This window comes from Kitasatospora putterlickiae (genome assembly GCF_039527695.1).
GTDB classification, from domain to species: Bacteria; Actinomycetota; Actinomycetes; order Streptomycetales; family Streptomycetaceae; genus Kitasatospora; species Kitasatospora putterlickiae.
The window spans coordinates 9,040-23,789 of the sequence record NZ_BAAAKJ010000099.1; the positions used below are offsets into that span (position 1 = coordinate 9,040).

Sequence of the window (14,750 nt, forward strand, 5' to 3'; positions counted from 1 at the left end):
CCCTCCCCTCCCACGGAGTGGCGGGCACCCGGTGACGGGCCCCGGACGGTCGGCCCGCAGCGCCGACCGCCCCACCCGTCCCCGTCAGACCACGTTCGGCGGGTCGCCCGGCCGACGGCTCGCACACGCCGGCACGTTGTCCAGCCAGGCCGGCCCCTGGAGGAAGATGTTGCTGATCCAGCCCCCGTAGTCCGGAAGGTACGACCACGCGCTGTTGGTGACGCCCTCCGCCGTCACCGACTGCCCGCGGTCCTGGCAGAGCACCCGGACGGTGGCCGGGCCGGCGAAGGTGTGGACGGCCGCGGTGCTCGTCGAGGCGTCCTGGCGCACCTGCACGCCCGAACCCCACATGGTGAAGCCGGAGTTGCCGGTGGACGTGCCGTTGCCGCCGCAGGGCGGGACCCCGTCCAGCCAGGCCGGCCCCTGGAGGAAGATGTTGCTGATCCAGGCCTGGTGGTCGGGCAGGTAGGACCAGGCGTCATTGGTGACACCCTCCGCCGTGACGGTCTCCGCGTGCTGCTGGCAGGAGATCGTCACCTGGGTCGGCCCGGCGAACACCGGCCCCAACGGTGCCGAGACGGTGGGCCGCTGGCGGGTGTTCACTCCCGATCCCCAGGTGCTGAACCGGCCGTTGCCGGAACCCGTGTTGCCGTCGCAGGCGGGCACGCCCGGCAGCCAGTCGGGGCCCTGGACGTAGATGTTGCTGACCCAGCCCCGGTAGTCCGGCAGGTAGGCCCACGCGTCGTTGGTGTACCCCTCCGCGCTGACCGTCTCGGCGTGCTTCTGGCACTGGACGGCCACCGACATGGGCGCCGAGAACGTCGCCACCGGGGTGCCGGCACGCGAGGGCAACGGACGGACGTTCACACCGGTGGCCCAGGTCTGGAAGCGGCCCGAACCACCGCTCGACCCGTCGCAGGCGGGCACTCCGTCGAGCCAGGCCGCCCCCTGGACGTAGATGTTGCTGATCCAGCCCCCGAGGTCGGGCAGGTAGGCCCAGGCGTCGTTGCTGTACCCCTCGGCGGTGACGGTCTCCGCGTGCTTCTGGCACTGCACGTTGATCGCCGAGGGCCCGCTGAGCGTGGTCACGACGGGATCCGTCAGCGAGGCCGAGGCACGCACGTTGACCGAGTCGCCCCAGGTGCTGTGGGTGGCCGACCCGCCGCCCGTCCCCGAGTGGGCGAGCCGCACGGCACCGGCGTAGTTGTCGTGACCGGCGAACTGGCTGACCATCAGGTGCGTGTCGGACTCCCGGGCTTCGACGATCTTCCCGTCGCCCAGGTAGATCGCCACGTGGGAGATGGGCGAGCCCCAGAAGACCAGGTCCCCGGGGAGCAGCGGCGCGGTGCCCTGCGCGGCCGTGAACCTCTGGGTGGCCGGCAGCTGGGATTCCTGCGCGGCCGTGCGCTGGCCCATCAGGTCGTAGCCGACCGCCTTCGCCCAGGCGTACCGGACGAAGCCCGAGCAGTCGAAGCCCCGCCGGTACGGGTCGTTCTTGCTGCGCTCCGGGTCGGAGGTGTCGACGAAGCCGTAGGTCGGCCCGGGGGTCGGGCCGTGGCCGCCGCCCCAGGTGTACCAGGTGTTCAGGCTGACCTCGCGGCAGGCCCACTCCACCGCGCGGCCCGCCGCGTCGTTCGGCGGAACGACGGTGAGCCCGCAGTGGCGACCGGGGTTCCAGGTCGGGGCGGGCGGGGGACCGCTGATCCCCCTCATCTGCCGGGCGAACCAACTGCCGAGGCTCACCCGGTAGTCGGTCTGGCCGCAGCAGGCCTGGTAGCTGGTGTGGATCTCGGCGCCGAGTTCCAGACTGGCGCTCCCCATGGGGTCGCAGGTGAGGTCGCCGATGATGCAGAAGTCCAGGCTGCGGCCGGCGATGTCGGCGGGCAGCAGACGGGGCCCCAGCACACCGCCCTGGCTCTCCTTGTCGGTGGTTCCGGTGCGGTAGCCGGTGCGCACGGTGTAGGAGGTGGTGCCCGCCGGGCTGTGCGGGTCGGCGATCAGCAGGACGGCACCGATCCGGGCGCGTTCGGCGGGCGTGAGCAGGTCGATGGCGTTGTGCACCACGTTGGCGCCCTGCGAGTACCCCATCAGGCCGATCCTGGTGTCGGGGCAGCGGCTCGCCATCTCCTGGACCACTTGGACCAGTTGGATGACGCCGGTGTTGCGGGACTTGACCCAGCGGGAGTCCCCGGTCCAGCTGGTCAGATTGTCGAAGTTGAAGGCCGCCGCCTCGTAGGGCAGCGGGTAGAAGTCGGTCGAGGAGGTGTCGAGGCCGGCGATCTGCGCCTGGCGCAGGTAGGCGCCGGCCCGGTCGCCCATGTGGTCGAGACCCGGGTAGGCGGGACTCTCGGGCGAGTTCTCCCCCGAGCCCCGGACGCCGATCACGAAGTTGGTGTTGCAGAACAGCGGCAGGCCCTTGGCCCAGGGCTGCGCGTCGACGGGGTAGAAGTCGACCGCGTGGGCGGCCGGGGCCGCGCCGAGCGGGAGGAGGGCCAGCACGACGACGGCCGCGCACAGGCGCGCGAGCCGGCCGAGCAATCTGCTGACGGACATGAGGGTACGTGGTCCTTCCGGAGCGGTGGTCGTTCGTCGGGATCGGTACGAGCGCCCGGGCCGGGCACGTGCAGCCCGGAGCCGGGCCCGGGGGAGGACGGGCCCGGCTCCGGAGCACGGGGTTCGGGTCAGCACCTGTCCGGCACGCCGTCGATCCAGTTGGTGACGTTGTCGATGAAGTAGCTCGCTATGTAGCCGTGGCGGCCGTCGGCGGTACGCACCCACACCCAGTACGGGTTACCCCCGACGACCTGGTCACCCACGGTCTGGCAGTAGACCCAGACCTGCGCGGGTGCGCTCACCGTGCCGTCCACGATGAAGCAGTTCGTCACGGACGGCCACAGGTAACACCCCTCGCCGCCCCGGCGCAGGTTGACGTCGGACGCCCAGACGCCGTACCAGCCCTCGCCGTGGCCGGAGGCGTGCGCCGTCCCGGCGGTCGCCAGGCCCAGGCCCGTCGTGGCCAGCAGGACGGCGCCGGCGGCCGCGGCGGACCGGCGGGTGAAGCGGCGGGCCATCCGTTGCAGGACGGAGGTGCCGCGCTCGTGCTCGGTCGCTTGTGACATGTCGTGCTCCTTCGAGAGCGGGTCGGGTTCGGATGCGGACCGGCGCTCCGCCACGGCCGAGCGCCGACGTTCATCGAACGCCGCGGCGCACCGGAGTTCGAGGCACCGAGAGAATCGCCGGACAATCCGTGGCGGCCCGCCCCCCGGCGGGCGCTCAGCCGGAGCCTTCGGGCAATCGACGGACAATCCGCGGACAATTCCGCTCCCCTGCCTCCCCGCCTCCCGGGCCGTTTCCGTGCGCCGCGGGCCGGCGGACCGGGATCGTCGTCCGCGGGCCGGGATCGCCGTCACCCGACGCGTCGGCCGGAGTACCCGGCGTAGGACTACTGGTTGACGCCCGGGACGCTTAGCACCGCTCCGGCCCGCTCGCGCGCTGCTCCGTTGAGCACGTTCGCGGTGAACTCCCCGCCGCTGGTGCCGTCAGTGTCGGAAGACGGCATGGTGGATCTCCCTCGTGAGGCCGCGTGGATGGGAGGCGACCCACTCTCCATGCAGCTCGGGCCGATGGAAAGTGACAGATTGTCAAAGCGTGATCGCGCAGCGGCGGAGCGTATCGCCGTCGCGTGACTGCTATCGTCGACGAGCCCGCGCCCGACCGCGCGCTCCGGAAGAAGCGATGACCGGACAGACGGAACAGCACTACGTGCCAACGGCTTTCCCGATCTCGATCAAGGCCGTGGTGCTCGACCCGCGGCACCGGGTGCTGCTGCTGAAGAACGAGCGCCAGGAGTGGGAACTGCCCGGCGGAAAGCTGGAAGGGACGGAGACCCCCGAGGAGCGGGTGGTCACGGAGGTCCGCGAGGAGAGCGGCTGGACGGCGACCGCCGGCCCGCTGCTGGACGTGTGGACGTACGAGCCGATCCCCGGCCGCAAGGTCTTCATCGTCACCTACGGCTGCACCGCCACCGACGCGCACCAGCCCCCGGTCGTCAGCCACGAGCACAAGGAAGCCGGCCTCTTCCACCGCGACGAGGTGCCCGGCCTGGTCATGCCCCAGGGCTACAAGGACTCCATCGCCCGCTGGTACGAACTGCGCCACCAGGCCTGACCCATGGCGGGGACCGACCCTCACAGCGGGATCCGTTGGCACTGGACCACCCCCAGGGCCCAGGACATCCTGCGCCGCCGCGCTCTGCCCTAGATCCTGCAGCTCTACCGCGAACTCCACGACCTGCCGCAACAGGAACTCGCCGCCCTCCTCGGCTACTCCACCAGCTACGTCTCGCGCATCGAAACCGGCTCGCGCACCATCACCGACATCGGCGCCCTGCGCCACATCGCCGAACGCCTCGGCCTGCCACCGCACTGCCTCGGCATCACCGACCAGGCCGACGGAGACCACCAGCTCGTGATCCAGCTCGCCGACTCCGTCCTGCGCCTGGCCGAGATCGCCCGCCAGGCCGGCCAGGCCACCACCGCCGTCGCGGAACCGTGGCCGCTCGTCGCCCGCCTGGAGGCCCGAACCTCCGACGGCCACGCCGACCGCGACACCCTGCGCCTGCTCGCCCGTGCCCGCGTGAGCCTCGGCGTCGCACTGGGCCACGTGCTGCCGGAGGAACGCCCGGCCGCCGCGGCCCGATGGACCGGCAAGGGACTCAGCGTCGCCCGCCGCCTCGGCGACCCGGCCCTGCACACCCACGCCCTGCGCCACCACGGCAACGAGTTCCGCAAGGCCGGCCTGCACGTCCGGGCGCTGGACCGGCTCGAACAGGCCCGCGACACCGCCCGCACCGCCACTGAGCGCGCCGAGGCCGTCGTGCTGCTCGCCCGCGCCGCGGGAGCCGCCGGAAACGGCGCCGTGTTCGACAAGGCCATCGAGGACGGTCGCCGGCTCCTCGGCGAGGCGGCGCCCACCGCCCTGCTCTCCGAGTTCACCCTCCACGAGGTCCGTCTTCGCGGCCTCATGGGCACCGGTCGGGTCACGGAGGCGGTCCGGCAGCTCGACCAGGCGCCGGCTGCCGGACCTGCGGCGACCTCCCAGTGGCGGATCATCGCAGCGATCACGGCCGGCGAGGTGCTGCTGCGGCGAGGGGACACGAGCGGAGCCACGCGGTAGCTCACCGCCGCGGTCGACGGAGCAACCGTGCATCGTCTGCCGCACCAGCTCCAGCGCGTCGTCCGCGCCGGCCACCGCCTTCCCGAGGTCCGGGAACAGGCGAACGACGCCCTGGCGAGGCTGAGGGCCGAGATAGCGGCCTGACCCGCGCGCGGGCCACTGTGAGCTCGGTGAACATCCCCGCCGTGGTTCCGCTATGAGGTGTGCGGATGTCATGGCTGGAGGGCTCCACAGTCCTGGGGCGCGGGACCAGCAGTCGCGTTGTCGGAGTGCGGGGGAAGATCGACCCCGCATGCCGCGAGTGCGGCGTACTGCAAAGAAGGGAGTGAGCGCTCGGTGCGGGTAGGCGGTTGTGTGACCGTGGTGTGTAACGGGTGGCTGCCAAGGCTTTGCTTCTGGTCCTGGCCGACTGCGGTGGCGTGGGTGAGGTCCGTCATGGTGGCCAGGTCGTGCGGCTCGACGAGTTCCCGGACATCGCGAGGGTCCGTCGGCGGGGTGAGGAGGCGTGTGCGGCAGCCGACGTCGACGGCTTGGATGCGTCCGGCGGCGCCCAGGGCGGAGATCGTCTTCTGGGCCCGGCGGGTTCCGCCGATCGTCGTGGTGCCGAAGTGCCGGCCGACCTCCTGGTCGTTCATACCGGCGGCGATCAGGGCCAGGACGGTGTGCTCGGCGGTGGTGAGGAGGCTTCTCCCGCCAGGGCGCGGAGGCTGCACCGTTGACGACGGTTCCGTGAGGTGGTCCCGACTCGCCCGCGGCGAGATGTGGGGCCAACGTGTCCTTCGCGTGAAGAAGTGCTCCCGTGCGCTCGCAGTGCGCCTCGCCACCCCCCGGGCTCCGGTGATCTGCTGTTCCTCGGCATCGGGCTGCCATGACTTGACATGGACAAGTCATTTCCATTCCCCGTACGGAGGCTCCCATGAAGAGGTCGTTCACCGTCGCCGCGCTCGCGGCGCTCACCGCCACCGCCCTCGCGGCCACCGCTGCCGGCGCGGCCGTCCCCGGCACCGTCTCCGGCGACGGCGGCAATCGCATCGCCCTCCTCAAGGGCGACGGCACCGCCCTCGTGAAGGAGGGCGAACTCTCCGCCGCGTGGACCGTCGAGGGCGACGGCGTGAAGCAGGTCGTGGTAGCGGGCAACCGCGTCGGCATCCTCAAGAGCGACGGCTCGGCCCTGGTCAAGGAGGGCGACCTCTCCGCCGCGTGGACCCTGGAGGCCGCCAACGTCAAGCAGCTCGCACTGTCCGGCGACCGTGTCGGCATCCTCAAGGACAACGGCACCGCGTACGTCAAGGAAGGCCCCCTCATCTCCCCCTGGACCGCGCAGGGCGACAGCGTCAAGGAGCTCCAGCTCGCCGGCAACCGCGTCGGCATCCTCAAGGGCAACGGCAACGCCCTGGTCAAGGAGGGGCCCCTCTACGCCGCGTGGACCGGGCAAGCCGACCACACGCTCCACCTCTCCCTGTCCGGTAACCGCATCGGCGTGCTCAGGGGCAACGGCACCGCCCTGGTCAAGGAGGGCTCGTTGGGCGCGCAGTGGACCCTGGAGGCCAACGGCGCCGCCCAGTTGGAGCTCTCCCGCGACCGCATCGGCGTGCTGACGGACGACGGCAACGCCCTGGTCAAGGAGGGTTCGCTGGGCGCCGAGTGGACCCTGGAGGCCGCCGACACCAGCCAGATAGCCCTGTCCGGAAAGCGGATCGGGATCGTCAAGGACAACGGCACCGCCTACGTCAAGGAAGGCGCCCTCTGGGCCGCGTGGACCCTGGAGGGCGAGAACGTCACGGAGCTCGCCCTCTCCTGACCCGGGCCCCGGGGTCGGCCGGCGGTCGGCCCCGGGGACCACGGCCACAGGGGCGTCCGCGCGCGCCGGGCGCCCGGGCGTAGGACCAGGGCGAGCAGCAGGCCCAGCAGTATTCCGGCCACGGTGAACAGGGCCATCACGATGCCGCCGTCCGCCGCGGTGCGGGCCAGGCCCTCGCCGCTCAGCCCGCCAGCCTCCACGTCGGCGACGGCGGTGAACAGCGCGAGGCCGATCGCGGCCGCGACGGCGCGGCGGATCCACGGGTCGGCCCAGCCGAGCCACGCGAGGGCTGACCGCCATGTTCGACGCCGTGGGCCACCAGGAACTCGTGGCGTCCAGGCACGCGAGGGCTGACCACATCCTGTGCGGGCCGTCCGCGCCGTCCGGGCGTGCCCCTGCACCTGGAGATGCCCGCCCGGGTGTGCCCGCGACCGAGGGCGAGCAGCACGTACGTCTGCACCGGGGTCACCGTGATCGGCCGCAGGCCGGACCGCAGCCCAGCAGTCCGGCGCGGCACCCGATGTCGATCGCCTGCTCCCGGGTCCGGGCGCCGAGCCGCTGCAGGAGCCCGGCGGCGCGCCGGCCCACCTGCCCCTCGCTCAGCTTCAGGCGCCGGCCGATCTGGGCGCCGGTCAGGCCGTCGGCGATCAGGGCGAGCAGGGCCTGCTGCGCCTGGGTGAGGACGATCCTGGCGTCGCACCGGGGGGCAAGGGGATGCTCCGAGCGCGATGAGCGTCGTCCTGTCGGTCTTCCACAGCGGTACGGCGTCGGTGGGCCGCGTCGCACCGGTCACCCCGCGCCCAGTGCGTGCAGGCGCTCGTCCAGCCGCCGCACGTCCCTGCTGCTGGAGAGGGCGGTGTACTGGTTGCGGCTGGTGGTGTACCAGCCGCGGGCGGCTTCCAGCAGACCGGCGCGTTGGGCGGCCTGGCCGAGGAACTCGGTGGTCCGGGCGATCCAGTGGCGGTGTCCGGCGTCGGCGAACTCGGCGCGTGCCTGGGTGAGCGCGCTGACGGCCAGGTCGTGGTGGCCGGCGACGGAGTAGCCCTCGCCGAGGTAGGCCAGCGCGCGGGCGGCGTTGACCGGGTCGGGTTGCTGGAGGCGGGTCAGGTCGGTGCGGGCCTGGTGGAGGACCGGCATGGCGAGGTCGGCGTTGCCCTGGCGGGCGGCGGCGGAGCCGAGGAGGGTCTCGGCGAGGCCGGCGCCCCGGCGGTCGTCGAGTTCGCCGTAGAGGGTGACGGCCTCCATGAGGTGGGTCTCGGCGTCGGCGTACCGTCCGGCGTCGTGGAGGGCGGCTCCGGTGCCGGAGGTGTACTGGGCGACGCCACGGAGATCACCTGCGGCCCGGGCCAGTGCGAGTGCCCGCGCGTAGTGGTCGATGGCCTCCTCGTGGCGTTCGGCGGCGACCAGGCCGAGGGCGAGGGTGGAGGACGTCTCGCGGATCGCCATCGGCTCGCCCCAGCGCAGCGCCGAGCGCAGCCCGGCCTCGTAGACGCTGATCCACAGCGCGACGTCGCGGTGGTAGTGGACGAGGGGCCACAGGTCGCCGGCGAGCGCGCAGGCGACCGACGGATGGTCGCAGGCGACGGCGGCGGCCATCGCAGACGGGACGGCCGGGGCGATGGCCTCCAGCCAGGCGAGGGCGTCGTGGCGGCCGGTGAGGCGGACAGGCTCGACGGGCTGGCCCAGGGAGGGCCTGGGCAGAACGCGATGGTGAGGGGTGAGGAGGCGGGCGCAGGCGTGCGCGGTCTGGAGCAGGTGGGCGAGATAGCCGGCGCAGGCATCGGCGGCGGCCACCATGCCGGAGGAGCCGCTGCCGAGCGCGGCATCGCGGACGTAGGGCCGCAGGGCGTAGAGGGCGCCGCGACAGCGACGCGCCGGTCGGCGTCGAGCAGTCCCCGCTTGACCAGCTCGGCGAGGTCGCTGACGTAAACGATCTCTGCTGCGAGGAGGGTTCTCGCCCAGTCCACCGGCGCGAGAGGTACGTCCTCGCCCAGCGCATTCCGTAGTCTGCGGCACTGCCCGAGCAGATCCGCGACGTCCGTGAAACCCATGCCGAAGGCGAGCTGATCGCTGCACCGAGCTGGCCCATCCCGTTCACCGAGCGAACGTTGCAACAACCGGACCTCGGTTCCGGTCAAGAACTCGCTCGCTGCCACCAGCTGACCTGACACCAAGTCAGCCATCCCTTTCGCCATCAAACGACAGGACGATCACACTACCGGCCTGCCCAGAAGTGCAAGGATGTGCTGGCTTTCCGCTGCCCGGAGGAGGACTCCACCACTCCGCCCAAACGAAGGTGTTCGGCTGACCCGGCGCTCGCAAGGAGGACGCTGGCATGCGGACTGGGAGGCGTTCTCTCGGCGGCTGACCCCCGCGGCTGCGGGGAAGACCTCCGCCTGGGCGTTAGCCTCGGGCTTTCACCAGCCAGTTTGTACGGGTGTTGAGGAGAAGCTGGCGTAGGAGCACAGGACCGCCGAGGTTCACAAGGCGGGGCAGAAGGTGTCCTCGGCGAGTTTTCTCGGGGTCCGCGCCGAATGAGAGCTCGCCAGCCCCAGTCAGCGGAACCGACTACTGCGGACGGTAATGAAGCAGGTGCTGGTCCGACGGGGACGCGGAACCCCGTTGTCGGAGGAGTACGAGATCGCTCCCGGGTGGGTGGCATAGGGAGCGATGCCTCGCCGCCCGGCGGGAGCTCGCCGGCAGCTGCGTTGCTGTGGGTCAGCCGGCGGGCCACGATTCCGGGGCTGGGCCGAACGCGAGCCTGGTAGCTCCCACGCACCCGCCGGCGAGGAGGGCGTTGGCCCCGCCGCCGATGGCGAAGCCGATGCCGAATGGCACGAGCTGGCCGAGGACGAGGACGCCCTGCTTCGTCCCGTACTTCGTCACCCAGCGTTTCCCCAGAACGCGGTTGATCCGATGCAGCTTCTGCATGGGTACGTCGGCGACGATCCGGGTGCGGGCCCAGTGCCGGGGCGTGCGATCGGTGCCCTTCGCGATGACCTGTCGGCCGTTCCCGCCGAGCATGAGCCCGAGTACAAGTGTCCGGCGGCGCTCGACCTCGTCGAGGGGGACTCCGTGGACGTCTGCGACCGAGAGCGCGAAGTGAGTGGTGAGCTCCATGGCGGTCAGGACTTCGCCCCCGGACATGACGTGCAAGCGCTCGAGTGTCCGGATCGCCTGCCCCGATGTTGCCTCGTGCCGTCGGCGTCGGGCCCGGGCGATGTTCCTCTGTACCAGTCGGCCCTGGATTTCTACCGCCGTGTCCAGCAGGCCCAGAGCCAGTGCGCCCAAGCCGGACCTGTCTGGGGCCGGCCCGATGTGGCTGCTCGCTGACATGTGTAACTCCTCGGTGATTGTGTCGCGTTGAGTCTCTCGCCGATCATCGAGGGCCTTGACAGGGCTGGTGCAGCATGACCACACGCATGGCCATGGCTGTTCGCCGTGCTGTGCCGGCGACGAGCGTCGCGCCCTTTGTCGGGCACGGCCGCCGTCGTCGCCGAGACCGACACCAGTGGCCTCCTCGAACAACCTACGCTGCGGCCGGGAGATCATGTTGGTTTCAGCGTGCGGTCCCGGGGTGCATTTCGGGACACGGTCGAGTGGAACAGGTAAACGGGATGAAGGTCGGGTTCGGGTGGAAGCTGCATGGGGACGGGCGTGCGCCGCGGCCCGGGGCTGTGGTGCGGCCGGACGAGCGGTTGTCGTGGGGGCGGACGGTCGGGCTCGGGGCGCAGCACGTGGTGGCTATGTTTGGGGCCACTTTTGTGGCACCCATTCTCATGGGGCTGGATCCGAACCTCGCGGTGATGCTGTCGGGTGTGGCGACGGTGTTCTTCCTGCTGGTGACGCAGGGCCGGATCCCGTCGTACCTGGGTTCCAGTCTGTCGTTCGTGGGCGTGGCCGCGGTGATCAAGTCGCAGGGCGGGGACACGGCGACGGTGACGGGTGCGCTGCTGGTGGCGGGTGCGGTGCTCGCGGCGTGCGGGGCGGTGGTGCAGGGGCTCGGGGCGAAGGTGGTGCACGCGGTGCTGCCGCCGGTGGTGACCGGTGCGGTGGTGATGCTGATCGGGTTCAATCTGGCGCCGGTGGCGGCGGGGACGTACTGGCCGCAGGACCAGTGGACGGCGCTGCTGGTGATGGCGTTCACGGGGTTGGCGCTGGTGGTGTTGCGGGGGTTCTGGTCACGGATCGCGATCTTCCTGGGGCTGGTGTTCGGGTACGCGGTGTCGTGGCTGTTCGACCGGGTCTTCGGGAAGATCCACTCTCCGGTCGGCGGCGGGGCCGCGACGGAGCACTGGCGTCTGGACCTGTCGGGCGTGGGGAAGGCGGACTGGATCGGTCTGCCGTCGCTGCACGCGCCGAGCTTCCAGGCGTCCGCGGTGCTGGTGGCGCTGCCCGTGGTGGTGGCGCTGATCGCGGAGAACGCGGGGCACGTGAAGGCGGTGTCGGAGATGACGGGTGATCCGCTGGACGACCGGATGGGTGCCGCGATCATGGCGGACGGCACAGCGACGGTGCTGTCGACGGCGGTGGGTGGTCCGGCGACGACGACGTACGCGGAGAACATCGGCGTGATGGCGGCGACCCGGGTGTACTCGACGGCCGCGTACTGGTGCGCGGCCGGCTTCGCGATCCTGTTCGGTTTGTGCCCGAAGTTCGGCGCGGTCGTCGCGGCGATCCCGGGCGGGGTGCTGGGCGGGATCACGGTGGTGCTGTACGGCATGATCGGTCTGCTGGGCGCGCAGATCTGGATCCACAACAAGGTGGACCTGACCAATCCGCTGAACCTGGTGCCGGTCGCGGCGGGCGTGATCGTCGGCATCGGCAACGTGACGCTGAAGTTCAGCGACGACTTCGAGCTCGGCGGCATCGCCCTGGGTACCCTGATCGTGCTGCTCGGCTATCACGGCCTGCGCGCCCTGGCCCCCGTCCACCTGAAGCACCCCCAGTCTGGGAGCGGCCCACTGTTGGACGAAGGCACCAGCGCCTACGACGACCACCGGGGGAAGGGGTGACGGACCTCGGCCGCACCCGCTGAACGCCGCCGAGCGGGTGGTGCCGGAGCGCCGGCCCGTGGCGGACTTCCCGGCCCGCAGCCCGGCTGCGGGCCGGGCCTGACGGCTTCGATGTGGCCAGGGCGTCGATCTTGGCCCGGCGCGGCTGCCGTCTCTCCTGGGTGCGGTCGTGGCTGCTCCCGGTGGGCGTCGGCGCGTACGACGAGGCGGGCCAGTACACCAGCGAGTTTCTGTGCGACACCCAGGGAGCAATCCCCGCGCAGGCGGGGGTCAGCCGACGCAGGAACCGCTGCTGGACGCGGGCACCTCCTCCTACGACGCCGACCCGGCCGACACCGCCGACCCGGCGGAGCCCGGAGGACCGGGCGAGCGGCCCACCCGGTAACGAGCGGCCGGCCGGCCGGGGAGGTGCCCGAAAGGGCCTTCCCCGGCCGTTCCGCTTGGCCCGGCCGGACCCGGGTGGGAGGGTCTAGGTCCGTCGAGGCCCCTCATCCACCGGGAGAAGCATGTCCCTTCCGTCCCGCCACCGCAGGACCACCACCGGCGTCGTCGCCGCCACGGTGCTCGCGCTGTCCTGCGGCTGGGCCACCGCCTCCGGATCCGCCGCCGAGACCGGCACGGTCCTGTGGACCCCGAGCACCGCCAAGGGCCCCTCCTCCTTCACCGCCGTCCAGTGCGCGGCGGGAGACTTCGGCGTCGTCAAGGACCCCGTCAAGGGCAGCGTGTGGCGCGCGTTCCAGGCCGCCGGCCAGGAGCGCTGCGAGACGCTGAGCCCCGACCTCAAGGAGGGCGACACCTTCTACCTCGGCTGGTCGTCCAAGGTGGACATCAAGGACACCGGCAGCCGCTACGTCTTCCAGCTGAAGTGCTCGCCGAGCACCGGCACCGCCAACCACCCGATCGAGATCGACGCGACCGCCGGGCGCGTCCGCCTCCAGGAGTGGGACACCGACCACGTCGCGCACACGCTGTGGACCGCGCCGACCGCCAACGACCAGTGGCACTCCTACGCGCTGAAGATCCGCCTCGGCCGCACCGACGGCACCATCGACTTCTGGTTCGACGGCGTGAAGCAGACCTTCACCACCGGCTCCGGCACCTTCGAGGGCACCACCTGGGACGGCGTCCGCAACTATCTCAAGTGGGGCTCGTACCACCTCTCCACCGGCGACGCCTCGAACACCTTCACCAGCCCGGTCATGGCGACCACCCTGGAAGCGGCCACCGCCGGCTCCTGAGGCCGCCCCGGCCCGTACGCTACGGGCCATGACGCACACACCAGCGGTACGGCGGCCCGGGCTGGCCGAGCACCTGCGCGACAAGGGCGCGGCCATGCGCGACGCCGCCCGGCGGCGGCCGGACGGCGCGGACTGGGAGGAGGAGGTCGGCGCGGTCTGCGTGGCCGACGACGCCACCGGGGTCCGCAAGGTCACGGTGGGGGACTGGTCCCTCATCGGCGACGGCGGGCCCGACATCGGCGGGTTCGGCCTCGGCCCGTCCTCGCCGGAACTGTTCTGCGCGGTCGTCAGCACCTGCCTGACCCACACCATCCTATGCGTCGCGGCACTGGCGGACGTCCCGCTGGACCGGGTCGAGGTCCGGGTCGGCGCCCGCAACAACGACGCCCGGTTCTTCGGCGTGCCGACCGACGCACCCGCCGTGCCCTACGACCTGACGGCGGAGGTCGAGCTGCGCGGCCCGGCCGAGCCGCAGGCCCTGGCGGAGCTGCTGGCCACCGCGGACGCCCGTTGCCCGATGCTGCGCCTGGTCCGCGCCGAGCACAGCGTCACCGTCCGCCTCGCCGGGGACGTCCCCGGGGAGCTCCCCGCCGTTCCGCCCACCGCCCTCCCCGCGGGGGGCTGACCCGCCCGGCCGCCGCCCTGTTCCCCGGCCCGCCCCGGTGCCGTACCGTGCCGTACATGGCGAACCCGTCCTCCCGGCACGACGTCGTGATCGTCGGCGGCGGCCACAACGGACTGGTGGCGGCGGCCTACCTGGCCCGCGCAGGGTACCGGGTCCTGCTGCTCGAACGGCTCGCGCGGGTCGGCGGCGCGGCGGTCTCCGCCCCCGCGTTCGCCGGCGTCGACGCCCGGCTGTCGCGCTACTCGTACCTGGTGAGCCTGCTGCCACGCACGGTGGTGCGCGAGCTCGGACTGCGCCTGGAGCTGCGCCGGCGCCGGATCGCCTCCTACACCCCCGCCGTCCGCGACGGCAGGCCCACCGGACTGCTGGTGGACGCCTCCGACGCCGGCCGGACCCGGGAGTCCTTCCGGGCGCTGACCGGCGCGGACCGCGAATGGGAGGCCTGGCGGCGCTTCTACGCGATGACCGGGCGCCTGGCCGAGCGGGTCTTCCCGACCCTCACCGAACCGCTGCCCACCCGGGCCGGGCTGCGCCGGCGGGTCGACGACGACGCGGCCTGGGCGGCCCTGTTCGAACGGCCGCTGGGCGAGACCGTCGAGCGGCACTTCGCCGACGACCTGGTCCGCGGCGTGGTGCTGACGGACGCGCTGATCGGCACCTTCACCCACGCCCACGACCCCTCGCTGCGGCAGAACCGCTGCTTCCTCTACCACGTCATCGGCAACGGCACCGGCGACTGGGACGTCCCGGTCGGCGGCATGGGCGCGGTCACCGACGCCCTCGCGGAGGCGGCCCGGGCGGCCGGGGCCGACCTGCGCACCGGCTGCGAGGTCACTGCCCTCGCCACCGACGGCACCGGCGACGCCGAGGTGACCTACCGCCACCGGGACGGCGAG

13 protein-coding genes and 1 pseudogene are annotated in these 14,750 nt (G+C 72.1%); 9 read left to right on the plus strand and 5 right to left on the minus strand.

Features of this window, described 5'->3' with window-relative positions; all coding sequences use genetic code 11:
- Window positions 1-84: 84 nt before the first annotated feature.
- A complete protein-coding gene (locus ABD308_RS10715) occupies window positions 85-2,553 on the minus strand; it encodes a cutinase family protein (protein WP_344331502.1) in 2,469 nt (822 codons plus the stop codon).
- Between the two features lie 128 nt (window positions 2,554-2,681).
- Window positions 2,682-3,119 carry a hypothetical protein gene (locus tag ABD308_RS10720; protein ID WP_344331507.1) on the minus strand — a complete coding sequence of 146 codons (438 nt, stop codon included), beginning with the start codon at window positions 3,117-3,119 and terminating at the stop codon, window positions 2,682-2,684.
- Between the two features lie 616 nt (window positions 3,120-3,735).
- Between ABD308_RS10720 and ABD308_RS10725 the strand changes: the two genes are divergently transcribed.
- The 5 genes and pseudogenes from ABD308_RS10725 to ABD308_RS10740 all read left to right on the plus strand — a co-directional run bounded on the left by ABD308_RS10725 (window position 3,736) and on the right by ABD308_RS10740 (window position 6,976).
- Window positions 3,736-4,167: an NUDIX hydrolase gene (locus ABD308_RS10725; protein ID WP_344331513.1), complete on the plus strand. Its 432-nt coding sequence runs from the start codon at window positions 3,736-3,738 to the stop codon at window positions 4,165-4,167.
- A gap of 96 nt (window positions 4,168-4,263) precedes the next feature.
- Window positions 4,264-4,410: pseudogene (locus ABD308_RS39635) on the plus strand (helix-turn-helix domain-containing protein); the annotation flags it as partial.
- Window positions 4,411-4,467: 57 nt separating this feature from the next.
- A complete protein-coding gene (locus ABD308_RS10730; protein WP_344331516.1) occupies window positions 4,468-5,175 on the plus strand; it encodes a hypothetical protein in 708 nt (235 codons plus the stop codon).
- A gap of 374 nt (window positions 5,176-5,549) precedes the next feature.
- Window positions 5,550-5,894 (plus strand): hypothetical protein, encoded by a 345-nt coding sequence (locus tag ABD308_RS10735; RefSeq protein ID WP_344331523.1) that lies wholly within the window; start codon window positions 5,550-5,552, stop codon window positions 5,892-5,894.
- Window positions 5,895-6,091: 197 nt separating this feature from the next.
- The gene (locus ABD308_RS10740) at window positions 6,092-6,976 is read left to right on the plus strand and encodes a peptidase S1 (RefSeq protein WP_344331527.1); all 885 of its coding nucleotides are present in this window, start codon (window positions 6,092-6,094) and stop codon (window positions 6,974-6,976) included.
- Window positions 6,977-7,441: 465 nt separating this feature from the next.
- On the opposite strand, the gene ABD308_RS39640 is transcribed toward ABD308_RS10740, so the two are convergent.
- The 3 genes from ABD308_RS39640 to ABD308_RS10750 form a co-directional block, all read right to left on the minus strand.
- Window positions 7,442-7,762 (minus strand): response regulator transcription factor, encoded by a 321-nt coding sequence (locus tag ABD308_RS39640; protein WP_425554737.1) that lies wholly within the window; start codon window positions 7,760-7,762, stop codon window positions 7,442-7,444.
- 3 nt (window positions 7,763-7,765) lie between these two features.
- A complete protein-coding gene (locus ABD308_RS10745; protein ID WP_344331530.1) occupies window positions 7,766-8,773 on the minus strand; it encodes a tetratricopeptide repeat protein in 1,008 nt (335 codons plus the stop codon).
- Window positions 8,774-9,694: 921 nt separating this feature from the next.
- The gene (locus ABD308_RS10750) at window positions 9,695-10,312 is read right to left on the minus strand and encodes a hypothetical protein (RefSeq protein ID WP_344331534.1); all 618 of its coding nucleotides are present in this window, start codon (window positions 10,310-10,312) and stop codon (window positions 9,695-9,697) included.
- A 281-nt stretch (window positions 10,313-10,593) separates the two neighbouring features.
- Here ABD308_RS10750 and ABD308_RS10755 point away from each other — a divergent pair, with 281 nt between their 5' ends.
- From ABD308_RS10755 to ABD308_RS10770, 4 genes are all read left to right on the plus strand, one after another.
- Window positions 10,594-11,991 carry a uracil-xanthine permease family protein gene (locus tag ABD308_RS10755; RefSeq protein ID WP_344331553.1) on the plus strand — a complete coding sequence of 466 codons (1,398 nt, stop codon included), beginning with the start codon at window positions 10,594-10,596 and terminating at the stop codon, window positions 11,989-11,991.
- Window positions 11,992-12,497: 506 nt separating this feature from the next.
- Entirely contained in the window at window positions 12,498-13,229 is a 732-nt protein-coding gene (locus tag ABD308_RS10760) for a heparin lyase I family protein (RefSeq protein ID WP_344331539.1), read from the plus strand.
- Between the two features lie 28 nt (window positions 13,230-13,257).
- Window positions 13,258-13,854, plus strand: coding sequence for an OsmC family protein (locus ABD308_RS10765; protein ID WP_344331542.1), 597 nt, complete (start codon window positions 13,258-13,260; stop codon window positions 13,852-13,854).
- A gap of 56 nt (window positions 13,855-13,910) precedes the next feature.
- The coding region (locus tag ABD308_RS10770; RefSeq protein WP_344331543.1) for a phytoene desaturase family protein at window positions 13,911-14,750 on the plus strand (840 nt) is incomplete at its 3' end.